The sequence below is a fragment of the Citrobacter sp. RHBSTW-01013 genome (assembly GCF_013781985.1).
Taxonomy (GTDB): Bacteria; Pseudomonadota; Gammaproteobacteria; order Enterobacterales; family Enterobacteriaceae; genus Citrobacter; species Citrobacter braakii.
This window is the reverse complement of the sequence record NZ_CP056185.1, coordinates 223,479-249,627: the sequence shown is the minus strand read 5'-3', so window position 1 is coordinate 249,627 and position 26,149 is coordinate 223,479. Positions and strand designations below refer to the sequence as shown.

The following is a 26,149-nucleotide window of genomic DNA, read 5'->3' as shown; positions in this document are numbered from 1 at the left end:
CCAATCGCAAGGTTTGTTACAGATTGAAATGTCTCTTTTGCTGTGCGTAATATGACCTTTCGTTCGACCAAAAATAAGAAAATATTATGCAAGCAACAGCCACAACGCTCGACAACGAACAGGAACACACCCCGGTCAACTCGCGCAATAAAGTTGTCGTCGCCTCACTCATTGGCACTGCCATTGAGTTCTTCGACTTCTATATCTACGCCACCGCCGCGGTGATCGTGTTCCCCCATATCTTCTTCCCGCAGGGGGATCCGACCGCGGCAACGCTGCAGTCCCTTGCCACCTTTGCTATCGCCTTTGTGGCACGGCCTATCGGTTCTGCTGTGTTCGGGCATTTTGGCGATCGCGTAGGGCGTAAAGTCACGCTGGTTGCCTCACTGCTCACTATGGGGATCTCGACGGTTGTCATTGGCCTGCTGCCGGGCTATGAAACTATCGGTATTTTCGCCCCGCTGCTGCTGGCGCTGGCGCGTTTTGGTCAGGGTTTAGGACTGGGCGGTGAATGGGGCGGCGCGGCGTTACTGGCGACGGAAAACGCACCGCCGCGTAAACGCGCGCTGTACGGATCATTCCCGCAGTTGGGCGCACCTATCGGCTTCTTCTTCGCCAACGGCACTTTCCTGCTGCTCTCCTGGCTGCTGACCGACGAGCAGTTTATGAGCTGGGGCTGGCGCGTACCGTTCATCTTCTCTGCGGTGCTGGTGATTATCGGTCTGTACGTTCGCGTTTCGCTGCATGAATCCCCGGTCTTTGCCAAAGTGGCTGCGGCGAAAAAACAGGTGAAAATCCCGCTGGGTACCCTGCTGACAAAACATGTCCGCGTGACGATCCTCGGCACGTTCATCATGCTGGCGACCTATACGCTGTTCTATATCATGACCGTCTATTCCATGACGTTCAGCACCGCCGCGGCGCCTGTAGGGCTTGGCCTACCGCGTAATGAAGTGTTGTGGATGCTGATGATGGCGGTTATTGGCTTTGGCGTCATGGTGCCGGTGGCAGGCCTGCTGGCCGATGCGTTTGGTCGTCGCAAGAGCATGCTCATCATCACCACGCTTATTATTCTGTTTGCGCTGTTTGCCTTTAAACCGCTGCTCGGCTCTGGCAATCCGGTGCTGGTGTTCGCCTTCCTGTTGCTTGGTTTGAGCCTGATGGGTTTGACATTTGGTCCGATGGGCGCGCTACTGCCGGAGCTGTTCCCGACCGAAGTGCGCTACACGGGGGCGTCGTTCTCGTACAACGTTTCGTCGATTCTTGGTGCTTCCGTTGCCCCTTACATTGCCGCATGGCTGCAGGCGAATTACGGCCTGGCGGCGGTCGGTACGTATCTGGCATCAATGGCGGCGTTAACGCTGATTGCGCTGCTGTTAACCCACGAAACCCGCCATCAATCATTGTGATTCTTTGGTTGTAAGCACCGTCTGCGGCCTACGTTGAGCATGAAATGTAGGCCGCAGAAGCGAAGCGTTAGCGCCATCCGACAACGGCAAAAATCACTTCTTCATTTGCGACAAAATGGTCCGGCATTGATTAGCGTCTCCTTCAGAAGGTGAAATCAGCGCCAGCAAGGCCGCCGCGGGCGTCACTAACGTTGCCAGCGCGGCAGCAACCGCACCGCGCGCAATCAGCGGCCCGGCCTTCACACCGGCCTGCGGATTCTTAAAGGTGCCGCGAACATACAGCGGCGAACGCAGGGTAATAATACGAATGCCTTTGCTCTCCGGATCGATGGTTAAATCCAGTTGCTCCGACGCAAAACTCGCCGTACCAGTGACATTAATGACCGCGTTTTCCGTGTCGAAGGCAAAAATCTGCGGGCGGGCTACGCCGTTAACAATATCCAGATTCGCCGCCGCGCAGTTTACCCGCACCTCGTCATCACCAAATATCTGTCCAACAAGATAGTTGCCCAGATTCAAGCCAACAATTTCCATCAGATTCCGGCTGATCAAACCGTCGTTCATCAGCAGCTTCAGGTTGCCATTGCTGTTACCAAGCAGCGCCGCTACCGAGTTTCCGCTCCCGCTAAACCTGGCGTCACCGTTCATTTCACCGAGCGTTTTCTGCATCAGCTCCACATCCGGCATCAGCGCTTTTAGCTTCAGGCGGCGAGCCTGGATGTCCGCCTGCCCCCGCATCGGCTTTTTATCCCCTTCCAGATGGATGCTGGAGACAATGCTGCCTCCCGCGAGGCCAAATTTCAGCGGCTGCAGGCGCAGGTCGGCATTTTTCAGGATGATATGGGTGGAGAGATCGCTGATCGGCAGGCTACTGCCGTGCTCAATACGCCGTCCTTTGAAACGTACGTCAGCGTCCATCACGTTCCATTTGTCGGTTTCAAAACGGTCATACGGCAAGACCTTGTCCGCGGGCTGGACGCTCTTCTCACCTTTGCGCTGTTCAGATTGTTTGGCCCGCTCCGCCCCTTTGCCTGAATCCACACCGATCAGCGGTCCCAAATCAGCCAGCCTCAGTTGGCGTGACTCAACATCCCCTTTCAGCATTGGGCGCGGCTTACCGGTGGTATAGGCCAGCGTTCCGTGAATATCGCTGTCGCCAATTCGGCCATTAAAATCGCGGTAATCAAAAACAGAGGATTTTTCCGGGTCAATTTTCGCGACCAGATGTCCGTCGGTTTCAAACGGCGGCGTATCCGGGAGCAGCACGCCGGTCAAATCGTACAAATCCCCTAGCGAATCTCCCGAGAATTTAAGCCGCAGATCCGCCCCGCCCATATTCATCGGATCGTTTATCGTACCGATAAACGCCACACGCGTATTACCCGAACGGAAATCAGCCTGAATCGGGAAAGGGGTTCCTTCACCGCGCAGCGCCAGCATTCCGCCTATTTTCCCGCTACCGCTTAGCGGTTCGCCGTTATATCGGCCTTGCGCTTTCAGACCAAACACGTAGTCCTCAATGTGGGCGTTGCTCTCTTTACTTTTTGCGCCAGTCACTTCGCTAAAGGGCAACGGCTTACCCAGCGGATCGACCAGGATTTCAATCTCTGACTTCGTCACCTTATCGTTAATGGCGATGCGCCCTTGGTCGAACAGAATGTTATCCAGCCGGAAAGACCAGGCTGATGGCGGCGCATTGGGATCGCGGTTTTCATCCCCTGCCAGGTTAAAGGTCCAGTTATTGTTTTTCTCCGACAGGCGGATAAGCCGTGCATCGGGTTTTACCAGCTTGATCCACGGGAGCCAGACGGTTTTTGTCAGCAACGCCAGTGGGGCGAGCGTGGCTTCAACGCGCGGGAGATGCACCATGGTGACGTCAGGAATGTCCGGCGGGTTGCCGAGGATGATATCCTCAGCATGAACATGCGGCCACGGAACCCAGCTACGCCAGCCGGTTTCCTGTTTTTGGCGTTCCCAAACCACGCCCAGGTCACCCCGTATGGCGAAGGGCCGGTTGAGTTCTGTAGAGACTTTCTGGTTGATGGTCGGTTTGAGCCGGTTCCAGTCAAATGTCGCAATCACGATGATGAGTACGACGATCAACAACAAGAAAACCCCTATTACTGAAGTGGTTATTTTGCCTGTTCTCGTCATGTTTAACCTCCTTACTTTCTTCCTTGCCTGTCCTAAAGATAGTCCAGCAGAGGAAAAGGAGGCGTTCTACATCCTTATCAAAGCGACAGGATTACGTCTTCAAGGGTATCCAGAGGCACTGGACGAGAGAGAAAATAGCCTTGCGCAGCGAAAGCAGGCGAGTTTTGCACATCACGCCACTCTTCCAGCGTTTCAACGCCTTCGACAATCACACCGCGGCAATAGCGGTTCATCAGCTGTAACAGCAGCGTAAAGAGATTGCGGCCCTCCGGCGTCTGGCGCAGCATGACAAACAGATCCCGCGCCACTTTGATATAGTCGTAACTCACTTCGCTCAGAGCCGAGAAGTTTGCCATTCCGGTACCAAAATCATCCAGCCAGAGCGGGCCAAACTCGCACATTGAGGCGAACGACGATCCCTTCGGCAAGCGGATATGCTCCACCAGTTCAAAGCGCAGCCACGGCAGACATTCGATGATTTTCAGGATTTCGGGATCCTGGCGCATTGCAATCAGCGTTGGCCCGTCGACATTCACGGATGCCAGCAGATCGTGGGCTTTGAAAAACGCCCCTTTTTGTTCAAGCTGTACAAGCTGCTCTTTCACCACATCTACACGATGTCGTACGGCCACTTCGGCGAAATAGCGGTCCGGCGCGATACGTTGGGAGGGGTTTTCAGGATGGCTCACGACGGTCAGCAGCTCAACGGCCATCAGCCGCCCGTTGGTCTGATAAATCGGCTGGTAGGTGTAAGCACGCTCGCACTGCAGCCAATAGCGTCTCTCCTGCAAGTTTTCAATACTCGCATCGAGCGTAATTAGCTGCTGGGTAACCTGCTTTATCATCTGAGATGTCCTGTAAATAAGAGTGTGACTGACCGGACTCGTCAAAGGTTATCGGCGCTCAGGCGAAGAACTTTACGTTCAGCCCTACGCAAAATAGAAACTAAGCGGCAAAAAACGACGCAGAACACGTGCTGGCTCAAAAAAATAATGGAACGATGTTTTAATATAGTTGACCACTTAACACCCACAGCGCACACTAACGCTAATTTTTTTCAGAGCAGGTTACGACTATGTCCAGAAAGATTGCCGTGATTGGCGAATGCATGATTGAGCTGTCACAGAAAGGCGCTGACGTTCAGCGCGGATTCGGTGGCGACACGTTGAATACATCCGTTTATATCGCCCGTCAGGTCGATGCTGCGGCACTTTCCGTACACTATGTGACTGCGCTGGGTACCGACAGTTTTAGCCAACAAATGCTGGAATCCTGGCAGAGCGAAAATGTGGATACCTCATTAACCCAACGCATGGAAAACCGCCTGCCGGGCCTCTATTACATTGAAACCGATAGCACCGGCGAGCGCACCTTCTATTACTGGCGTAATGAAGCCGCCGCAAAATTCTGGCTTGAGAGCGAACAGTCCGCCGCTATTTGCGAAGAACTGGCGACATTTGACTATCTGTATCTGAGCGGAATCAGCCTGGCTATTTTAAGCCCGGCAAGTCGTGACAAGCTGCTGTCGCTGCTGCAAGAATGCCGTGCCAACGGTGGAAAGGTCATTTTTGACAATAACTACCGCCCACGTCTGTGGAGCAGTAAAGAAGAGACCCAGCAGGTGTATCAGCAAATGCTGGAATGCACCGATATCGCGTTCCTGACGCTGGATGATGAAGACGCGCTGTGGGGTGAAAAACCGGTTGCCGAGGTGATTGCCCGTACTCATGCGGCTGGCGTACAGGAAGTGGTTGTGAAACGCGGTGCTGACTCTTGCCTGGTTTCCATCGTAGGCGAAGAACTCATCGACGTTCCGGCCGTAAAACTGCCGAAAGAGAAGGTTATCGATACGACCGCTGCGGGAGACTCCTTCAGCGCCGGGTATCTGGCGGTACGTCTGACCGGTGGCGATGCCGCTGATGCCGCAAAACGCGGCCACCTGACGGCAAGCACCGTTATTCAGCATCGCGGGGCGATTATTCCTCGCGACGCCATGCCGCAATAATCTGGCGTTCTGGCAGGCCGGATTAGACGTTAACGTCGCGTCCGGCCTGCAGGTCACGATTCCCTTATTGCACCGGCGGGATGTCCGTCACTTCAGAATGTGATTCATCCGTTTCTACCGACGTTGCCGCGGCGGTAACCGGTGCCATAATGCTATCCCACGTCGCCTGCAAATCCTTCATATTGAATTCAGGTTCACCCTTCGGCTGCAACAAAATTAACGCCATATCTTGCGACAGTTGCTGACGCAGGTCCTGATTCAGCATCTCAACACTCAGGTTGTTCAGGAAGCTCTGACGTAAACGCTGATACTGTTCAGGCGCAATATCTACGACCTGGTTTTGCAGCGAGCGCAAACGCTGGCTGATCAAAATATCGGTATCGGTGCGACCATAGGTGGCAAACAGCTTCTGCAGTTCCAGATTCTTTTGCGCCACCAGCGCATTAAATTCTTCTTCCGGCAGCCCCTTATCGCGCACTTTGGCCAGCTCACGCGCAACCGTGCTGAGGTTCGCGTTCAGCTTACCGTTCGGTGATTCAACGTTAATGGCACATTGCGCGCGCAGGAACAGCACCCGACAGTCAAAGCCAAGGCCAATGTCTTTGGCATTGTTTTTGGTGAGCTCCTGCTGAATGTGCCAGAACAACGCTTCACGGGCTAAATCAGCGCGCCAGTAACGTAACAGCGCGGCAGATTCACGGATCGGCTGCCACGGCGTATCCCACATAATAGACAGGCGATCCTGACGTACCGCATCGGTCATTATGCTTACGGCCTCTGCACGCAGCGGAGAGAGCGTGGGTACCGGCGCAGGCGTTTCGCGTTTACCTTTTAATTCGCCGAAGGTTTTATTGATTTGATCAGCCACGCTGCGCGCATCTACGTTACCGACGATAATCAGCGTCATCGCATCCGGGGTATACCATTTCTGGTAGAAGGACTGGATTTTCGTCGCATCAACAGGCGTTTTCAGCGGATCGGCAGGATCGTGACCCAGCAGCGTCGATCCCTTCAGACGATAGCGCCACCATCCCTCTTTGGTATCTGACGGCCAGGTTGCAACCATATCTTCGCTACTCAGCGCATGATTGACCGATTCAGGGGTGATGCTCAGATTACCGGAAATATTCGCCAGATAAGAAAGTGACTCTTTCAGCAGATCGTTGCGGCTGTTAGGCAGACTGAGGTTATACAGCGTGGAATCATAGGAAACGATAACGGGCGGCATGGGACGACTGGGATCGAACCCCTGCTGCCACAGAGAACGGGCTTGCGTAGCATCGAGGCCACCGCTTTGCGTCAGCGCGATACGCGGGATCGCATGGCTGAAACCACTCTGTTGTGTACTTTCGGTGAGTGAACCGGTATTGACCAGCAGGCGAACCTCAATACGGTCGCTGGGGCGCTGGGGCGTGGCTAAGACTTGCCACTGTAAACCATTTGCCAGCGTGCCCTGTTGCCACGCCGGGTCAGGCTGGAGCGCATCTGCCTGCACATAGCCGGCAGTGGCCATCATCAGCAAGCCGCCCGCTAAAAGTCGAATTTTTGTGCCCTGCATGTGAACCCCTGATCAACTATCCTGGAAATAAAAAGACAGCCCGCGAGAGGACTCTCTGAATATGACGTTAAAAACACTTCGTGTTAGACCGCAAGAACATAAAAATGTCACGGAGGAAGTGAAAAAATCCCGACGCCGCCGAATCGGCGGTTTCAGGCACAGGGGTTAATTATGCGCAAACGCCCGCAGTCCTGGAAGGGACTACGGGCATAAGTGGAGAGATTAAGAGGATATTTCGTGCGTTTTGCCATCCGGCGCACGATTATTCAGCACATCATCCAGCTTTTTATGGTCCAGTTCTTTCACCCATTTCGCTACTACAACAGTTGCCACACCGTTACCGACCAGGTTAGTCAGCGCACGGGCTTCAGACATAAAGCGGTCAATACCGAGAATCAGCGCCAGACCAGCAACCGGTAAATGGCCCACAGCGGAGATAGTCGCGGCCAGAACAATAAAGCCACTCCCGGTCACACCCGCAGCACCTTTTGAAGAGAGCAGGAGCACCACCAGCAGGGTTATCTGATGGAAGATATCCATATGACTGTTGGTGGCCTGAGCGATAAATACCGCCGCCATCGTCAGATAGATTGATGTCCCATCAAGGTTAAACGAGTAGCCCGTGGGTATAACCAACCCGACAACCGACTTGCGACAGCCCAGTTTTTCCATCTTATCGAGCATACGCGGCAGCGCGGACTCGGAAGAAGAGGTGCCCAGAACGATCAGCAGTTCTTCACGGATATAGCGGATGAATTTGAAAATGCTGAAGCCGGTTGCACGCGCAATCGAACCCAACACCACAACCACAAACAGAATACAGGTGATGTAGAAACAGATGATCAACTGACCCAACTGCACCAGCGTCCCGACGCCATATTTACCGATGGTAAAGGCCATGGCACCGAAAGCACCGATCGGCGCAAGGCGCATGATCATGTTGATGATGCCAAAAATAACCTGCGAGAAGCTTTCAATCACGTTGAAAATCATCTGGCCTTTGCTACCCAAACGATGCAGCGCAAAACCAAACATAACCGCAAACAGCAATACCTGCAGGATGTTGCCACTGGCGAACGCGCCAATGACGCTACCCGGGATAATATCCATCAGGAAGCCTACGATCCCCTGGTCTTTTGCCTGTTCGGCGTAAATCGCAACCGCTTTGGCATCCAGCGTCGCCGGATCGACGTTCATACCGGCACCGGGTTGCACCACGTTGACGATGATAAGGCCGATGATCAGCGCAATCGTACTGACAATTTCAAAATAAAGCAGTGCAACCGCACCGGTGCGGCCTACGGCTTTCATACTTTCCATGCCTGCAATGCCGGTCACGACAGTACAGAAGATGACAGGTGCGATGACCATTTTGATGAGCTTCACGAAAGCATCACCAAGTGGCTTCATTTGGGCGCCTAATTCAGGGTAGTAATGGCCAAGGAGGATACCTATGGCAATTGCTGTCAGGACCTGAAAGTAAAGGCTTTTGAATATAGAGGTTTTCATAGGGTGTCCTTAAAGTAAAAACCACAGGTCTTGTAAGGTTTTGTTTAACCTGCGGCCTTAAAGTAACACCCACACAACATGACAGAAATGCGCCTGGATCATAATTGATACAGAAATGTTAAAAATTTTGAGCTGGCTCGCACAAGCGAGACCTTTTTTAACTTTTGTAATCAGCGTTTTTCGGCGTCAGATAACGTTCTTCGAAGATATTCGCCGGAACCGGCCGGGCAAACAGGAACCCTTGTGCCACTTCTACCCCCGCTTGTGATAACCATTCGCGTTGCGCTTCGGTTTCGACGCCCTCAGCGATCATCTGCAAATTGAGGCTATGTGCCAACTGAATGATGGCGGAGATCATGCTGCAATCTTCAGGGACGCCATCGACAAACATCTTATCGATTTTGAGTACATCCACCGGGAGCGACTTCATGTGCTGCAGCTGCCGCAGGCCCGCATACCCCATACCAAAATCGTCCAGCGCGATACGCACGCCCGCGTTGCGCAGCGGGCGTAAAATAGCCACAGCGGCATTAGGATCATCAATGTGCCGGCTTTCGGTCACTTCCAGAATCAACGTCCCAGGCTTGATGCGATAGCGGTTTAGCAACTCCAGCAGATCCGACACCATACTCGGATGCATCAGCTGTAGCGCAGACAGGTTCACCGAGAGCGGCAGCATCAGGCCGCGTTCCTGCCAGGCTGACAGCTGGCGGCATGTCTCCTCCAGCACCCAGTAACCGACCGTCACCATCAGGCCACAGGACTCAATCCTGTCGATTAACCCTTCTGGCAACTCCCAGCTTCCGTCTGGCTGCTGCATTCGCAATAATGCTTCTGCGCTCAATACCTTACCGCTGGACATCTCCACCTGCGGCTGCATCCAGAGCGCAAACTGATGGTTATCCAGCGCGGTAAGAATATCGTTCTCTTCCGTCAAACGCTGTTGCGCCTCTTCCATCTGCAACGGGTCAAAGAACTGAATCCGGTTTTTACCCTTGTGACGCGACGTTAACACAGCTGAGAGTGCGCGGTGGTAAAGCTGTTCTGCGGTCAAGTCGCCATTAAACATCGCCACCCCAATGTTACAGGTTGGACGGAGTTGAATGCCCTGAATCGGTAATCGCTCGTTAACGATAGTGAGCACTTGCTGACCTAGCGTAATAGCGTGCCAGGGTTCTTTCACACCATGTGCGATGATGGCAAAGTCATAGCCGCTCACCTGAGTAAGCACCATTCTGGGGGCCAAAACTGACTTCAGCTTTTCAACCAGCGTAAGCAGCAGGATTTCCCGCTGGGTCTCGGATAACACACCCGCGGTATCACGTAGGGTTTCGCAGGTGACAATCATCAACGCCGTTGTCTGCTGGCGGTTCACAACCTGCTCCAGCAGCGCCATCAGAAACGACTTGTTGGGCAGCTCAGAAACCGGGAACCGCATTGAATGGTCGCTTTGCTCTTCACTGCGGCGCTGAATCAGTTGCTGATTGAGGTTGTAGCTACGCACCAGCAGGCCAATCTCGTCGTCCTGATGCAGACGCGGCAATGCCAGCTGATAGCCAATCAGATCCTGCTGGGGAATGTCGTTCAGCTCACGCGCTATTTTACGTAATGGATGCAAAATCAATCTGTTAATACACCATGAGATGGCTACCGTGAGTATTAACGAGAGAAGTAAGTAAATGGTCACTAACGTTGAGAGCGTACTCATCACGAACTTGTACATACGGTACGAATCCGCCTGCAGCACCAGATACGCCAGCGGTTGCGGATTCGCTGAACGCTCAAGAGAATAGACCGGCAGCGAAATTTGTACCGGAAGTTCAAACAGGCGAGTCACCGTAACCGGAACCGGGCGTTCAGGAATAAAGCTCATCCGCAGCGCCTGAAACTGATTGGGAAGCACCACATCGGCGCGACTGACCACGCCTGCTGGTCGAATACTTCTTAAAATAGCTTCTGCTTCGGGAATATCCCCTTTCAGGATCGTGCCCGACAGAGGCTCACGGACGGAGCGAGCGATACTTTCCAGTTGCGTAGCCGTGTTGTAGCGATTCTGCTGGACCAGATGGAACAACAAAACGGTGCAAAAAATAAACACAAACACCATGACAACGGCCGCAACCATTGCCATCTGCTTAATTGTTAACGAGCGACTGACACGCAAACTGACTCTCCACGGATAGACGAAACTGCCGTCAGAGTATACCCGATCGTAGCGGTATTAAGAGAGGCGGTATCTGAAAACTTACCAGCATGCATTATCCCGACAGGATAGGCACCTGGCGACGAGATTTATCTGCATTTAAGCCGAAAAAGGCCGCAAGGTTCCCCCCTGCGGCCTGGTTCGGGCGCATGTTGCCATCACGGCAGACAGACGCCCGCAAGGTGCATTACTTCCTGTTACGCAGCCAGCTCACAATCAGGCTGGCAATAATGCCAGCGATGATCGGAGCCGCTAAATCGTGCCAGAAGGCCACGCCTAACTGTGCGAGCGTCATATAGCCGCCTGTGTTGCAATGGCAACTGTTCGCGGCTATTCTTAACTTGTCTGGAGTCAAGTTAGCCCCCGTCTTGTTGCCTGGTTTATACCTAACAACGTGCGGGGGTTTTCTCTTTCCAGCAACCTATGCCGCCGGGGATCAAGCCCCCGCAACATTGCGCCTCACCGGGAATTCCCGGCTTGCCGCTGATTCTACGGTAGCCTACTTTCCATATCACTGCGCAATATACGGCTCTGCGTAGCGCCTCGCATTTCACCTGTTTTCTCACCATTACGCTGGAAAGATTCTTGCCAGTTGGCAACATTCCTGCCGCTCTTCAATACAGAAAAAGACATATCTCATTGATATATATACCTTAATTTTCTGGCACAGCGATTGCTATTTGACTGTGAGCTGTTCTGTTCCGAATCAAAGGAGATATCATGTCTGACTGTCGTACTTACGGATTCAACACCCAGATCGTTCACGCGGGGCAACAACCCGACCCTTCTACTGGCGCGCTCAGTACGCCTATTTTCCAGACTTCAACGTTTGTTTTTGACAGCGCCGAACAAGGTGCCGCCCGCTTTGCGCTCGAGGAGTCCGGGTACATTTACACCCGTTTGGGTAACCCCACCACCGATGCGCTGGAGAAAAAGCTGGCGGTGCTAGAAAGAGGTGACGCCGGGCTGGCAACCGCATCCGGTATTTCTGCCATCACCACCACGCTGCTGACATTGTGCCAGCAGGGCGACCATATCGTTTCCGCCAGCGCGATTTACGGCTGCACCCACGCGTTTTTGTCACACAGCATGCCGAAGTTTGGGATTAACGTCAGCTTCGTCGATGCGGCAAAGCCTGAAGAAATCCGCGCCGCCATGCGCCCGGAAACCAAAGTAGTGTATATCGAAACGCCCGCTAACCCGACGCTGTCGCTGGTCGACATTGAAACGGTAGCCGGTATCGCCCATCAACAAGGCGCATTGCTGGTGGTGGATAACACCTTTATGTCACCGTACTGCCAGCAGCCTTTACAGTTAGGCGCGGATATTGTGGTACACAGCGTCACTAAATATATCAACGGTCACGGAGACGTGATTGGCGGGATCATTGTTGGTAAGCAGGAGTTTATTGACCAGGCGCGGTTTGTTGGTCTGAAAGATATCACCGGCGGCTGCATGAGTCCTTTCAACGCGTGGCTGACTCTACGCGGCGTTAAAACACTGGGTATACGTATGGAACGCCACTGTGAAAACGCATTGAAAATCGCCCGCTTCCTCGAGGGGCATCCATCCATTACCCGCGTTTATTATCCTGGCTTATCTTCACACCCGCAGTATGAGCTGGGCCAGCGACAGATGAGCCTGCCAGGAGGAATTATCAGCTTCGAAATCGCCGGCGGCCTCGAGGCTGGCAGACGGATGATCAATTCTGTAGAATTGTGCCTCCTCGCGGTCAGTCTCGGTGATACCGAAACCCTCATTCAGCACCCAGCGTCTATGACACATTCGCCCGTTGCGCCAGAGGAACGGCTTAAAGCAGGTATTACCGACGGGCTTATCCGTCTTTCTGTGGGTCTTGAAGATCCAGAAGATATTATTAACGACCTTGAACACGCCATCAGAAAGGCAACATTCTGACCATTATGACCTGAACCGACGCCGATCGGTTCAGGTTGTTGAGAATCAAGGCACAACAGTCTGGTAATACGCGCAATCCTGTTTCGGGGAGTGCGCGTATTTTGGGCAGGGGGTTCTATGCAGGACGACACATTACAACTAAGCAACAATACAGCAACCACCGTACCATTCTCAAAGAAAATACCGTTTACGAAATACGACTTTGGCTGGGTATTACTGTGTATCGGTATGGCAATTGGTGCCGGAACGGTACTGATGCCAGTACAAATAGGCTTAACAGGCATTTGGGTATTTATCGTCGCCTTTATTATTGCCTATCCAGCAACCTATATTGTGCAGGATATTTATTTAAAAACATTATCAGAAAGTGAAACTTGTAATGACTATACCGATATTATCAGTCATTACCTGGGAAAAAACTGGGGTGTATTTCTTGGCGTCATCTATTTTTTGATGATTATTCACGGCATATTTATCTATTCCTTATCCGTGGTTTTTGACAGTGCCTCATATATCAAAACCTTCGGCTTAACCGATGCCGATCTTTCACAATCAATAATCTATAAAGTGGCCATTTTTTCCGTGCTGGTGGCTATTGCATCCGGGGGAGAAAAGCTGCTGTTTAAAATCTCCGGCCCGATGGTGGTAGTCAAAGTGGGGATCATCATCGTGTTTGGTTTTGCGATGGTTCCGCACTGGAACTTCTCTAATATCAGCGCATTCCCTGAAGCATCGGTCTTCTTTCGCGACGTGCTGCTGACCATCCCGTTCTGCTTCTTCTCAGCGGTGTTTATTCAGGTGTTGAACCCAATGAACATCGCCTACCGCAAGCGGGTAGCGGACCGGGTTCTGGCCACCCGCATGGCAATACGCACGCATCGCATCAGTTACATTACGCTGATTGCGGTCATTCTGTTTTTCTCATTCTCTTTTACCTTTTCTATTAGTCATGAAGAGGCCGTTTCGGCCTTCGAACAAAATATTTCCGCACTGGCGCTGGCAGCGCAAGTCATTCCTGGGAAAATTATTCATATCACCTCAACGGTGCTAAATATCTTCGCCGTATTAACCGCATTCTTTGGTATTTATCTGGGGTTCCACGAGGCGATTAAGGGTATTATTCTTAATGTTCTGAGCCGCGTTATTGATGTGGAGAAAATTAATCCCCTGGTGCTTACGCTGGGTATTTGCACCTTTATTGTTATCACCCTGGTGATCTGGGTGTCATTTCGTGTATCGGTACTGGTGTTCTTCCAGTTGGGTAGCCCACTTTACGGGATTGTGTCCTGTATTATTCCGTTTTTCCTGATCTATAAAGTAACGCAACTGGAAAAACTACGCGGGCTGAAAACCTGGCTAATCCTGTTGTACGGGATCCTGCTGTGCCTGTCGCCATTATTGAAGCTGATTGAATAATCCGTTTACAGCGCCGTCAGTGACTGACGGCGCTTAACTCACACTCTCCAGTTGATAGCTGCGAATTTTATTCAGTACCGTGGTATGTGACACCCCCAGCGCTTTAGCGATATGCCGCGACGACACATTCTCTTCCACCATCTGTTCAATAAGCTGGCGTTCAGCACACAAAACCTGTTCTTTAAAAGGACGCTCTGTCGGCGTCAGCTCAACAGCAGGCAAATTCACCATCCCTAATTCTTCCCGCGTAATGACGTCGGATTCCGCCATCAGCATCAGGCGAATGATGGTATTTTCCAGTTCGCGAACGTTTCCCGGCCAGGTGTGATGATGCAGGGCATCAAAGCAGGCTTTATCCAGAATGATCCGTCGTTGGAATTCCTTCGCGTATTTCTGCACAAAGTGGCGAATCAATAGGCTGATATCCTGCGGGCGCTCCCGCAGGGGCGGAATGGTCAGTGAAAGTACATTGATGCGGTAATAGAGATCGGCGCGCAGCAGACGTTGTTCCACCATCTCTTCCAGATTGGCGTTGGTTGCCACAATAATGCGCACATTGACCGGAATAATTTGCGCCCCGCCAACGCGACGGATCCCGCCATCCTGAAGTACGCGCAGTAATTTAGCCTGTAAGCTCAGCGACATTTCACCAAATTCATCGAGAAAAAGGGTGCCTTTATCGGCCATTTCAAACAGCCCTTTTTTGCCTTTACAATCTGCACCGCTAAAAGCTCCTTTCTCATAGCCAAAGAATTCACTCTCCATCAACGACTCAGGTAGCGCAGAGCAGTTGACCGGAATAAACGGATAAAAACGTCGCTGCCCGGAATTATGGATAGCCCGGGCCAGAAGTTCTTTGCCAGTACCCGTATCGCCGCGGATCAAAACGGTATATTTGCTGTCGGCAATTTTTATCGCCTTTTCGATAAGCGAGTGCATGCTCTGGCTGCTACAAATAATGTCAGAGAAATAGCGCGGGCGTTCTGGCTCAGGCGTTGACAGTTCGCTTATCTCTTCACACAGGTAAGCGACGTTAATAATATCGGCGCGCCGGCCTAAACAGGATTGCACGCAGGAAATATCCTGTAACTGACGGCACCAGGATTTAATCAGGATCCGTCCAGGCGTGACTTTCATAGAGATGATATTGATATCGCAGCAGGAAAATTCCTTCAGGACATCCTCAACCATCGACAGACGATCAATTGTTTTAATATCCCAGCGTATCGTGACCACATTTGCTCCTGACAGTTAGCAACTGCGAAATAGATATTTCTGTGACGAGAGGAAATCTGACTACATTTTAGACGCTGTGGAATAATGTTCTGCCAGAGGACTCACATTGTGGACGTAAAAACAAAATATAAAAAAACCGGAGCACAAGGCTCCGGTTATCAGGTCATAACCCACGTTTATTGCTGTGGATTTTCATCCTGGTCAACAGCGAAACAGGCCACGAGTTGTCCACCGTAATCCTTCAGCTGCGGCTGAAGCTGGGTACACGGACCAAAACGCCGACGGCAGCGGGCATTGAACGCACAGCCCGGCGGTGGATTCAGCGGGCTTGGCAGCTCACCGGTCAGCTTGATACGCTCGCGGCGATCGTCCGGGTTCAGGCGTGGCGTCGCGGAGAGCAGCGCCTGCGTATACGGATGACGCGGATTATTGAAGATCTGATCCTTCGTTCCTTTTTCCACGCAACGGCCTAAATACATCACCATCACCTCATCGGCAATGTGCTCTACCACCGACAGGTCATGCGAGATAAAGACGTATGACAGCCCCAGTTCCTGCTGCAAGTCCATCATCAAATTCAGCACCTGCGCACGAACAGAAACGTCCAGCGCCGAGACCGGTTCGTCGGCGATCACCACGTCTGGATCAAGCATCAGCCCGCGAGCGATGGCAATACGCTGACGCTGACCGCCGGAGAACATGTGCGGATAGCGGTCGTAGTGCTCGGTTTTCAGCCCCACTTTCGCCATCATCGCCAGCGCTTTTTCACGACGCTCCTCTTTACTTAGCGTGGAGTTGATCAGCAGCGGCTCTTCCAGAATCTGCCCTACTTTCTTGCGCGGGTTCAGGGAACCGTAAGGGTTCTGGAACACAATCTGGATTTTCTGCCGGCGCAGCTTCTGCGCCTGCGGGTCGTGCTTAAGCAGATCCTGCCCCTGATAATACAGCTCACCGCCGGTCGGGACTTCAATCATCGTCAGCAGGCGACCAAGGGTGGATTTCCCACAGCCCGACTCGCCTACCACCGCCAGCGTTTTGCCGCGTTCCAGGGTAAAGGAGACGCCGTCCAGCGCTTTCACCAGGCGTTCCGGGGCGAACATCCCCTTCTTCACCGGGTAGTGTTTTTTCAGGTCAATTGCCTGCAACAGCGGCTGTGGCAAAGCGGCCTTTTGCGTACTCATAGCCCAGGCCTCCCGGCATCATCAAGTGGGTAGTGGCATTTCGACTGACGACCGCCTTCCAGCAGGTTCAGTTCAGGTTCTTCAGCGCGGCATTTGTCAGTCGCATAGGGGCAGCGCGGGTTCAGTAAACAACCGGTCGGGCGGTCATATTTACCAGGTACCACGCCCGGCAACGAAGCCAAACGCGCTTTATCCTGAGCGAACTCCGGCAACGCGCGCAGCAACGCCTGGGTATACGGATGACGCGGCGCGCGGAAAATATCCTGCGCGGCCCCGGTTTCCACTACCTGCCCGGCGTACATCACAATGATCTTGTGCGCCGCTTCGGCCACCAGCGCCAGGTCGTGCGTGATTAAGACCAGCGCCATGTTCTCTTTTTGCTGCAATTCCAGCAGTAGCTCGATGATCTGCGCCTGAATGGTCACATCCAGCGCCGTTGTCGGTTCATCGGCAATCAGCAGCTTTGGACGACAGGCAATCGCCATCGCGATCATCACGCGCTGGCTCATCCCACCAGACAACTGGTGCGGATAGACATCCAGACGCGAGGCCGGATCGGGGATCCCCACCAGCGTCAGCAGGTCAATCGCCCGCTGAATACGCGTTTTTTTGTTACCGCCCTGGTGCACCTTAATGGCTTCCATAATCTGGTAGCCGACGGTGTAGCACGGGTTAAGGCTGGTCATCGGGTCCTGGAAGATCATCGCCACTTCCGCGCCCACTAACTGGCGACGCTCTTTCTCAGAGATGCGCTTCAGGTCACGACCATTAAACTCCAGATTTTCGGCCATAACGCGACCTGGGTAGTCAATCAGTCCCATGATCGCCAGCGAGCTGACGGACTTACCAGAGCCGGACTCCCCTACAATGCCAACCACTTCACCCTGGTTCACGCTGTAACTAATGCGGTCTACGGCACGGAATTCGGACCCCACATCGCCGAAGTGCACCGATAATTTATCTACATTTAATAACGCCATCTCGAACCTCTTACTGCTTCAGTTTGGGATCGAGCGCGTCACGCAGACCGTCACCCATCAGGTTAAATGCCAGCACCGTCAGCAGGATTGCCAGCCCCGGGAAGGTCACGACCCACCAGGCGCTTTGGGCAAATTGCAACACGTCAGAGAGCATGGTGCCCCATTCCGGCGTAGGCGGCTGTGCGCCCATCCCCAGGAAGCCGAGGGCAGCCATATCGAGAATGGCGTTAGAGAAACCAAGCGACGCCTGAACAATCAGCGGCGCAAGACAGTTAGGAAGAATATTGACGAACATCTGGCGCATCGCACCGGCTCCGGCCACGCGGGATGCGGTAACGTAGTCGCGGTTAACCTCCACCAGGACGGCGGCACGCGTCAGACGCACATAGTGCGGCAATGCCACGAACGTCAGCGCCAGCGCGGCATTGCCAATCGAGGGCCCAAATACCGCCACCAGCACCAGCGCCAGTAGCAGGCTCGGCAGTGCCAGCATGATATCGACCACACGCATGATGACGTTATCGACAATCCCGCCAAAGTAACCGGCAATCAGCCCGAGAATCACGCCCATCAGCAGGGAGAGCACCACCACCAGACAGCCGACCAACAGAGACAGACGCGCACCGTACATCAGGCGGGACAGCACATCGCGGCCCACATCATCAGTACCAAACAGATGCGCCATGGTACCGCCTTCCTGCCACGCAGGAGGAGCCAGCAGCGTATCGCGGAACTGCTCTGCCGGGTTGTACGGCGCGAGGACGTTGGCAAAGACCGCAATCAGGATCATCACGACAACGTACACCAGCCCAACAACCGCACCTTTGTTGCGTTTAAAATAGTGCCAGAACTCCTGCAGCGGGGTCATGGGCACCGGTGCAGCAATAACTTTATTTTCAGTAACCTGTGACATGATGGCCCCTTACTTCCTATGCCGAATACGCGGGTTCACCACGCCGTACAGCAGGTCTACCAGCAGGTTGACGAGGATAATCATCGTCGCGACCAGCAGCACCCCGCCCTGTACCACTGGATAATCACGGCGTTGTAGCGCATCGATCAACCAGCGTCCCAGTCCCGGCCACGAGAAAATAGTCTCGGTCAGGATTGCCCCAGCCAATAACGTACCGACCTGCAGGCCAATAACGGTCACAACGGGCAGCATCGCGTTACGCAGAGCGTGAATGATGATGACGCGCATACGGGTCAGGCCTTTGGCGCGTGCGGTACGAATGTAATCTTCACCCAGTACTTCCAGCATCGATGAACGAGTCATACGCACAATTACCGCCAGAGGAATGGTGCCAAGCACCATTGCCGGCAGGATCATATGCGCCAGCGCATCGATAAAGTTGCCCTCTTCACCCCAAATGGCGGTGTCAATCAGCATGAAACCGGTCAGGGGATTGGAATCATCAAGGAACACCATGTCGCTCACCCGACCGGAAACAGGCGTCAGGTTCCACTGCACGGAAACCAGCATGATCAGCATCATGCCCCACCAGAAAATCGGCATGGAGTAACCCGTCAGCGCCAGGCCAACGGCAGTGTGATCGAAAATGGAGCCGCGCTTAACGGCAGCAAGTACCCCCACCGGAATACCCACCGCAACGGCGAAAATCATCGCGCAGACGCCAAGTTCCAGCGTTGCTTTAAAGCGAGGAACGAACTCTTCCCACACCGGTAATCGGCTTTTCAGCGAGATACCTAAATCACCATGCATAACCCCCCAGATGTAATGGAGGTACTGCTGCCACATCGGTTTATCCAGACCGAGTTCAGCCAACAGTTGAGCATGACGCTCAGGGGAAATTCCACGCTCACCCGCCATGATCATTACCGGATCGCCGGGGATCATATGAACGAAAGCAAAGGTGAGAAGAGTGATACCGATAAACGTGGGGATGACGAGTCCCAAACGTCGGAGAATGAACTGCAACATAACCCGGATTCTCTCTAATGACGCACGGCCTGGAACCGTGAATCTGTATTGCTCACAAATCTTATCTCCCCCTCCAGCGAGAGGGAGATAAAGCATTACTGTCAGGTGGCGCTACGGTGACCCGACTTAACGGTCCGTAGCGCTGCCTGGCTTGCTTTTAATTATTCGACAGAGACATTTTCGAAGTGATGTTTGCCTAATGGATCAACCACATAGCCTTTCACTTCTTTACGCACTGGTTCATACACGGTGGAGTGAGCAACAATCAGAGCCGGGGCCTGATCGTGCATAACAACCTGAGCTTGCTTGTACAGTTCAATACGTTTGTTGTGATCGTCGGTCGCACGCGCCGGCTGGATCAGATCTTCAAACGGCTTGTAGCACCAGCGAGAGTAGTTGGAACCGTCTTTCGCTGCCGCACAGCTGAACAGGGTGGCGAAGAAGTTGTCCGGATCCCCGTTGTCACCGGTCCAACCCATCATCACCGCCTGATGCTCACCCGCTTTGGCGCGTTTCAGATATTCACCCCACTCGTAGGTCACAATCTTGGCCTGAACGCCAATTTTCGCCCAGTCAGCCTGAACCATTTCCGCCATACGGCGGGCGTTCGGGTTGTAAGGACGCTGTACCGGCATGGCCCACAGCTCAACGGTGAAGCCTTTATCCTGACCCGCTTCCTTCAGCAGCGCTTTAGCCTTTTCAGGATCGTAGGTGTAGTCTTTAACGTCGTCGTTATAGCCCCACATGGTCGGTGGGATCAGGTTTTTCGCGGCAACGCCGGCGCCCTGATATACCGCTTTAATGATGGCTTCTTTGTTCACCGCGTAGGTCAGCGCCTGACGGACTTTCACGTCATCAAACGGTTTCTTCTCGGTGTTGAAAGAGAGGTAGCCAACGTTCAGACCGGCCTGCTCCATCAGGTTAATGTTTTTATCCTGCTTCATGCGCGCGATATCTGCCGGGTTCGGGTACGGCATCACCTGGCACTCGTTCTTCTGCAGTTTGGCGTAACGCACGGAAGCGTCAGGCGTAATGGAGAAGACCAGACGGTCAATCTGTGGCTTGGTGCCCCAGTAACCTTCGAATGCTTTATACAGAATACGGGAGTCTTTCTGGTACTGCTGCAGCTGGAACGGACCGGTCCCAATTGGGTTCAGATCCACTTTCTCCGGGGAGCCGGCTTTCAGCATGTTGTCTGCATATTCTTTGGAAAGAATAGAAGCGAAGTCCATCGCCAGGTCAGCCAGGAAAGGCGCTTCCGGGCGAGTCAGCACGAACTGAACGGTTTTATCGTCCACTTTTTTCACTTCGGAGATCAGATCTGGCAGACCCATCCCTTCGAAGTATTCATAGCTACCGCCAGAGACTTTGTGGTACGGGTTCTGGGCATTTTTCTGACGATCGAAAGAGAACACCACGTCATCGGCGTTTAAATCGCGCGTCGGTTTGAAATCTTTGTTGTCCTGCCACTTCACGCCCTGGCGCAGGTGGAAGGTATAGGTTTTACCGTCTTCGCTGATTTCCCACTTCTCAGCAAGGCCCGGGATCACTTCAGTTGTACCGGTTTTGAACTCGACCAGGCGGTTATAGATCGGTACGGAGCTGGCATCATAGGTCGTGCCAGAGGTGAAAAGCTGTGGGTTAAAGCCTTCAGGAGATCCTTCTGAACAATAAACCAGAGTTTTAGCCTGTACGCTTGCGGCGCAGGTCATAGCCACCAGGCTCAGACCAAGCTTCAGCATCCCTGACTTCTTCAAGGAAATACTCATTCTTCTGCTCCAAATGTGATGTTTGTTGTTTTACCCTTTGCAGTGGGTTTGCACCGCCTGGCCTTTTTTGTTTTTTACCCGGCCGGGTCGGCGTTAAGAGGATAGGGATTCCGTTCACATAAGCGACTGAGTTGCAGTGCGGATTCTCCATGAAATGCCCCTCATGCCCTACAATCTGTCAACAGAATGTGAAAACGTCAATACAGGTAACCGTGATTTACACCAACGGTGAGAATTCGCAAACAAAGATTAAAAAAAGTGCAGAAGGACATTTTCAGCAGGGAAATTTGTGCTACGCGCACTATGCCAGAATAAACATCTTCATATTTCGCAACATTTGGTGATTAACATTTATGCAAATTATTAAAACTTTCTAAATTAATGCTGCATATCTGAGCGATTAATGCCATGAACGCTAAAGCGCACAGCGGAAAATGCCAGGTTCAGCCATAAGTAGCGCAAAAAAAGTTTCAAGCAAATATAAAAAAAGGCAATGGAATATGTCACAGAATCGTTAACAGTCAGTGGGAAGTGGTGCACAATTTTTGCAGATAAAAGGAAGGTCAATTTTGGTCGGAGAGAGAGGATTACTCGCCACTAATGCAAAAAACCCTGCTCGTTGAGCAGGGTTTTGAATTTGGTCGGTGATAGAGGATTCGAACCTCCGACCCCTTCGTCCCGAACGAAGTGCGCTACCAGGCTGCGCCAATCACCGAATGCGGGGCGCATCTTACTGCTCAGCCGCGCCCCCGTCAATCCCTTAGTATCAAAATGCCATTTGATCGGCGAGAAAGTCAGCAGCCCAATTACTGAGCCGTAACCTTCTTCGCGTCCGGGATACGGCACCAGTTGTTATTCTCGTTAATACCGCCATTTGGCGAGGTATAACCGAGGCAACCCAAAATAGTGTCGTACAGTTCCACATGACGACGCGGCACCTTCATATCAGCTTCTTGCTTCAGGTGTGCAAACGCCTTCGCATGGTCTGGGTCTTCCAGATATTTGTCTGACATCCACACCAGCATAGGAACGCGGAACTGCTCTGGCGGAGCCATTTTACGCGGCGTACCGTGCAGGTGCTCACGCTCGTTAATCGACTCACCGTGATCGGCGGCGTAGAACACTATCGCTTTCTTATCCCGCAGTTGATCAAACACTTTGGTAATAAAGTGATCAACATAGGTTACCGAGTTATCAAAAGAGTTAATCATCTCGGCTTTCGAGCAACCGCTATCCACATTGACACACTCCGGCTTCCACTGCGCATATTCGCGGGTATAGCGCTGCGTGTAGTTAAAATGCGAACCTTTGGTATGCAGAATAATCAGACGTTTGCCATCATCATCCGTCGGTTGCAGAGACTGCTGCATTTCGGTAATCAACAGCATATCGTCAACGTTCTTGCCACGGTTACGCGGCTCTGCGCCAATCTGCTCTCGGTAAGCGATGTTCTCCGCCATAGTATTGCTGTAGAACCACATCTCGCTTTGCATCGCGTAGAGGTCTGTCTTGAACCCTAACTGACCTAGCACGGAAAAGACGTTTTGTTCTTTCAGGGTACGCTGCGGGTTTTCTTCCGCCCCACCTTCACGCACAAACATACAGCGCAGCGAAAGTTTGGTCGCCGTGTCACAGGAATATCCACGGAACGCGGCCAAGTTTTTCTCCTGGGCGAGCCTTGGCGTGGTATTTCGCTCATATCCAAAAATCCCCATATGGTCCCAGCGGGTGGTTTCGCCGATAATAAAGACCACATAGGTGTCGTCGAGGTTCTTGGGCTCAACATAGGTAAATTTCTTCGCCGGGTTCATCAGCGATTTGTTGTCTGAGGATTCATCCACCTGTGCCCAGGCGTACAAACCCAGCGCAGAGAGCCAGTTTGACGGCAAATAAGAGTTCGCCACAACCCCGCCATAGCTGGGTAAATCGATACCTGTTTCTCGCTCTACGCTTCTCTGTTGCATGCTCAGCAGGCGAATCGGCGCCCACACCATCAGGCCGGCCAGTAAAACTACCGCTACGCTACGCCACCTCATGCCCGGTGTACGAATTTGTCTCATCAACGTGTAGCGGCAGCGGTTACTCCAAATCAGCACCAAGGGAATAATACTGACCGAAACCAGCCACACGATGAAATGCCAGCCGACGACTTCTTTCGATAAATCAATATCCGTGGTCATTACGGAGGCGATAATACCGTAACCAATTACCACGTTCAGGAAGGTCATATAATAACTGGCGCCGGCAGAACACAGCACCAAACAGGTTGCCAGGACACGCCAGGCGCGGCGGCCAAACAAAGAGAGAAGGCGTAGTAAAAAGAAGGTCACCAGCACAGTGCCGGCCAATTCAACAACCGCGGAGAGTCCTTTCCAGACGGTAAAATCGTGCGCATATCCGCTAAAACGACGGAAAAATACAGCACAGTTCATAAACAAACCGATATAGATTGCCAGCAAGAAACTGAGTTTCTGCTGCGTCATCGACTTAATGTATCTCATGCAAACAAACCCTGGAAATCGGGATAAAAAACCCTGAGCAGCGATCAATCAGACCTGACAGAGGAAAAATGCGACAACAGCAGAGGTGAAATGTCTACGGGCGCGGGTAAGTAGACCACAGGAGGGAGCAAAAGTGCTTATAGAGAATGAAAATGGCGCATAAATTTTTGTAAATATATGCGCCAGGTTACTAATAGATTTAGGCGTGCGCCTCGGTATAGACGCTACGTTGTGGCTGACGAATAGTGGTAGAAAGCGCCAGCGAAATGATTAACAGCGCAAAGATGACGCAGAAGGTCACATAGAACCCGCCAAACAGCGAGGCGATAATGGAACCGCAAATGCTACCGATACCGAAGCCCAGGTAAATAACACCGTAGTTTTTAGCCAGGTTATTCAGACCGAAGAACTCGCTGACCAGTGACGGGAATACGGTGATGGTGCCGCCAAAGTTAAATGCGACACAGGCAATTGCCATAAAGAAGGTTACGTCATTCAGCGGCGCGAACAACAGTGCAGCCATACCGACCAGCGAAACGACCTGACCAATGGTGATCACGCGAATACGGGAGATTTTATCGGACAGAATCCCCAGCACCAGACGACCCGACAGGTTCGCGATAGAAATGACGGTAACCGCATTCGCCGCCGTCGCCACATCCATATGCGCCAGGCTTTGTGCGATATCTTTCGCCACGCCAATGACGTACAGACCGCTCATACACGCCGTCAGGAACATGACTGCCAGCATCCAGTACTGCGGTTTGCGCATGGACTGCGCCAGGGTGTAGTCGTTCTCAACTACGCCATTCTTCGCTTTCACTTCCTGATTCGGCGCATCTTTCATCAGCGTGGAGCCAAAGACGATCATCACCAGTACGATCGCACCCCAAATCATGAAGGTTTTTTCCAGGCCCACGGTGCTCAGCAGTTGGCTGTCGATAAATTTAAAACCGAGGCTGCCAAGGCCATAAGAACCGATGGCAAAGGCGGAAATCAGCCCTTTACGCTCAGGGAACCATTTTACGCAGTTGGAAAGCGTTAACAGGTAACCTGCGCCATCCGCCAGACCAACCAGCACACCGGCGCTCAGCCACAGCATAATCAGGCTGTTGGAATGGGCGGTTAAGAAGAAACCGACGCCGAGTAAAATACCGGAGGCCATGGTGACGCGTTTCACGCCAAAACGTTCCTGCAGCTTGCCGGCAACGGAAGAGGAAATCGCCAGCCCGAGACTCAGCAGGCCAAAGGAAAATGCCACCTGACTTACTGGCGCATCGAGCTTAGAAGAGAGCGCGCCATTAAACAGGCTCCAGGTATAAACAGAACCTAAAGCAAATTGGGTAATAATCGTGCCGATCAGTGTTAGCCAGCGAGTGCGCTGATAATCAGAAGTTTTCATGGCAGTCTTCCTGCATAAGCAAAATGGGAAATTCTCTGCCAACAACCATACCGAAGCGCTTTTATGGCCAGGAGAAAACGGCATGAAATGCCGCCAGGACGGAATGAAATGCCTGGAATGCGGAATGAATGACGAGACAAAAAGTCGGGTTACTGAATTTTATCGTAAGAGTTAGTACACGCTATCGCTGAGGGGCGTGTGATTGTTGATCTCAATATGTAACAAAGATGTTTATATGATGATTGTTTGCGTTAAAATTTGGCACTCACTCCCATGGTGTACATATAGTCGCTGTTATTGGTGCTATTTTCCGCCTGCGAAAGCGCCGCGTAAGCCGCCATGTGCCGGTTCAACAGCATATCTGCGCCAACGGTAACATCCAGCCAGTTACCGTCTTGACCCGCCGCCGTCATGCGACTGAGGCCCGACTGCGCTTTCCAGATATTCTCGCCAAACTGCTGGTTATAGCTGATTTGCGCCCACGGCCGCACATCACCGAACTGAGAATTGACTCGCCAGCCTAACGTGCTGACGCTGGCATGCCACAGCGGATCGTTCTGCGTTACCGACGTCACGCTATCGCCAAATTCGTTGTAAGTAGACGTGGTCGAACCGTCATAATGCAGCGCGGCCACCGGACCGGTCATCACCTGCCTTGAAAGCGGAAAGTTCCAGCCCATACTCATGCCGCTGGTCGCATCCATAGGCGTTTCATCCGCCAGATTCACCACGGGACCCGCCACGTTTTGAGTGGAGCGAATACGTTCTTCCAGAATGTCGTTATAACGTGGTTGGTGATCGCTGTCCCATGTATAACGTTCAGCCGTATGCCCTGACATCGCATCAACGATATATTCTTGTTGCCAGCCATATGCTGTATTGATGAACAGCGCACAAACTACGACGCTCGCCAGAGTTAACCTTTGGCGACCACTACTGTTTCTTATAATCATCAACGCGACTCCAG

At 52.5% G+C, this 26,149-nt stretch carries 20 protein-coding genes and 1 tRNA gene; 4 read left to right on the top strand and 17 right to left on the bottom strand.

Features of this window, described 5'->3' with window-relative positions; all coding sequences use genetic code 11:
• Window positions 1-86 precede the first annotated feature (86 nt).
• Complete coding sequence (locus HV350_RS01220; protein WP_003023312.1) at window positions 87-1,409, top strand: MFS transporter; 1,323 nt, start codon at window positions 87-89, stop codon at window positions 1,407-1,409.
• A gap of 93 nt (window positions 1,410-1,502) precedes the next feature.
• Here HV350_RS01220 and HV350_RS01215 read toward each other — a convergent pair whose 3' ends face one another.
• Entirely contained in the window at window positions 1,503-3,563 is a 2,061-nt protein-coding gene (locus HV350_RS01215; RefSeq protein ID WP_181629636.1) for an AsmA family protein, read from the bottom strand.
• 77 nt (window positions 3,564-3,640) lie between these two features.
• Window positions 3,641-4,408: a cyclic-guanylate-specific phosphodiesterase gene (pdeH, locus tag HV350_RS01210; protein WP_016157708.1), complete on the bottom strand. Its 768-nt coding sequence runs from the start codon at window positions 4,406-4,408 to the stop codon at window positions 3,641-3,643.
• 230 nt (window positions 4,409-4,638) lie between these two features.
• Between pdeH and HV350_RS01205 the strand changes: the two genes are divergently transcribed.
• A complete protein-coding gene (locus tag HV350_RS01205) occupies window positions 4,639-5,568 on the top strand; it encodes a sugar kinase (RefSeq protein WP_181629635.1) in 930 nt (309 codons plus the stop codon).
• Between the two features lie 64 nt (window positions 5,569-5,632).
• Here the strand turns inward: HV350_RS01205 and HV350_RS01200 are convergent, their stop codons facing one another.
• The 4 genes from HV350_RS01200 to HV350_RS01185 all read right to left on the bottom strand — a co-directional run bounded on the left by HV350_RS01200 (window position 5,633) and on the right by HV350_RS01185 (window position 11,133).
• Window positions 5,633-7,126, bottom strand: a complete 1,494-nt coding sequence (locus tag HV350_RS01200) for a pitrilysin family protein (RefSeq protein ID WP_047358202.1) — start codon at window positions 7,124-7,126, stop codon at window positions 5,633-5,635.
• A gap of 222 nt (window positions 7,127-7,348) precedes the next feature.
• Complete coding sequence (gene dctA / locus HV350_RS01195; RefSeq protein WP_003023301.1) at window positions 7,349-8,635, bottom strand: C4-dicarboxylate transporter DctC; 1,287 nt, start codon at window positions 8,633-8,635, stop codon at window positions 7,349-7,351.
• 157 nt (window positions 8,636-8,792) lie between these two features.
• Complete coding sequence (hmsP, locus tag HV350_RS01190; protein WP_032931922.1) at window positions 8,793-10,799, bottom strand: biofilm formation regulator HmsP; 2,007 nt, start codon at window positions 10,797-10,799, stop codon at window positions 8,793-8,795.
• Window positions 10,800-11,025: 226 nt separating this feature from the next.
• Window positions 11,026-11,133, bottom strand: a complete 108-nt coding sequence (locus tag HV350_RS01185; RefSeq protein WP_016154898.1) for a type I toxin-antitoxin system toxin Ldr family protein — start codon at window positions 11,131-11,133, stop codon at window positions 11,026-11,028.
• Between the two features lie 425 nt (window positions 11,134-11,558).
• Between HV350_RS01185 and megL the strand changes: the two genes are divergently transcribed.
• Window positions 11,559-12,755, top strand: a complete 1,197-nt coding sequence (gene megL / locus HV350_RS01180; protein ID WP_181629634.1) for a methionine gamma-lyase — start codon at window positions 11,559-11,561, stop codon at window positions 12,753-12,755.
• 117 nt (window positions 12,756-12,872) lie between these two features.
• Complete coding sequence (locus HV350_RS01175; protein ID WP_181629633.1) at window positions 12,873-14,171, top strand: amino acid permease; 1,299 nt, start codon at window positions 12,873-12,875, stop codon at window positions 14,169-14,171.
• Window positions 14,172-14,204: 33 nt separating this feature from the next.
• Here HV350_RS01175 and HV350_RS01170 read toward each other — a convergent pair whose 3' ends face one another.
• The 11 genes from HV350_RS01170 to HV350_RS01120 form a co-directional block, all read right to left on the bottom strand.
• Complete coding sequence (locus HV350_RS01170) at window positions 14,205-15,407, bottom strand: sigma 54-interacting transcriptional regulator (protein WP_016154900.1); 1,203 nt, start codon at window positions 15,405-15,407, stop codon at window positions 14,205-14,207.
• A 176-nt stretch (window positions 15,408-15,583) separates the two neighbouring features.
• Entirely contained in the window at window positions 15,584-16,588 is a 1,005-nt protein-coding gene (gene dppF, locus HV350_RS01165; RefSeq protein ID WP_003827418.1) for a dipeptide ABC transporter ATP-binding subunit DppF, read from the bottom strand.
• Complete coding sequence (gene dppD, locus HV350_RS01160; protein WP_019078085.1) at window positions 16,585-17,568, bottom strand: dipeptide ABC transporter ATP-binding protein; 984 nt, start codon at window positions 17,566-17,568, stop codon at window positions 16,585-16,587. The genes dppF and dppD overlap by 4 nt, the downstream gene beginning before the upstream one ends.
• 10 nt (window positions 17,569-17,578) lie before the next feature.
• Window positions 17,579-18,481: a dipeptide ABC transporter permease DppC gene (gene dppC, locus HV350_RS01155; protein ID WP_016154902.1), complete on the bottom strand. Its 903-nt coding sequence runs from the start codon at window positions 18,479-18,481 to the stop codon at window positions 17,579-17,581.
• A gap of 9 nt (window positions 18,482-18,490) precedes the next feature.
• Complete coding sequence (gene dppB / locus HV350_RS01150) at window positions 18,491-19,510, bottom strand: dipeptide ABC transporter permease DppB (protein ID WP_016154903.1); 1,020 nt, start codon at window positions 19,508-19,510, stop codon at window positions 18,491-18,493.
• A 161-nt stretch (window positions 19,511-19,671) separates the two neighbouring features.
• Window positions 19,672-21,279, bottom strand: a complete 1,608-nt coding sequence (gene dppA / locus HV350_RS01145) for a dipeptide ABC transporter periplasmic-binding protein DppA (RefSeq protein WP_016154904.1) — start codon at window positions 21,277-21,279, stop codon at window positions 19,672-19,674.
• On the bottom strand, window positions 21,194-21,430 hold the full coding sequence (locus HV350_RS01140) for a hypothetical protein (protein WP_137398959.1): 237 nt from the start codon (window positions 21,428-21,430) through the stop codon (window positions 21,194-21,196). The genes dppA and HV350_RS01140 overlap by 86 nt, the downstream gene beginning before the upstream one ends.
• Before the next feature lie 487 nt (window positions 21,431-21,917).
• Window positions 21,918-21,994 (bottom strand) — tRNA-Pro (locus tag HV350_RS01135).
• A 91-nt stretch (window positions 21,995-22,085) separates the two neighbouring features.
• On the bottom strand, window positions 22,086-23,780 hold the full coding sequence (gene eptB / locus HV350_RS01130; protein ID WP_016157716.1) for a kdo(2)-lipid A phosphoethanolamine 7''-transferase: 1,695 nt from the start codon (window positions 23,778-23,780) through the stop codon (window positions 22,086-22,088).
• Window positions 23,781-23,979: 199 nt separating this feature from the next.
• Window positions 23,980-25,182, bottom strand: coding sequence for an MFS transporter (locus HV350_RS01125; RefSeq protein WP_016154906.1), 1,203 nt, complete (start codon window positions 25,180-25,182; stop codon window positions 23,980-23,982).
• A 251-nt stretch (window positions 25,183-25,433) separates the two neighbouring features.
• The gene (locus tag HV350_RS01120) at window positions 25,434-26,135 is read right to left on the bottom strand and encodes an autotransporter outer membrane beta-barrel domain-containing protein (RefSeq protein WP_016154907.1); all 702 of its coding nucleotides are present in this window, start codon (window positions 26,133-26,135) and stop codon (window positions 25,434-25,436) included.
• Between the last annotated feature and the right edge of the window lie 14 nt (window positions 26,136-26,149).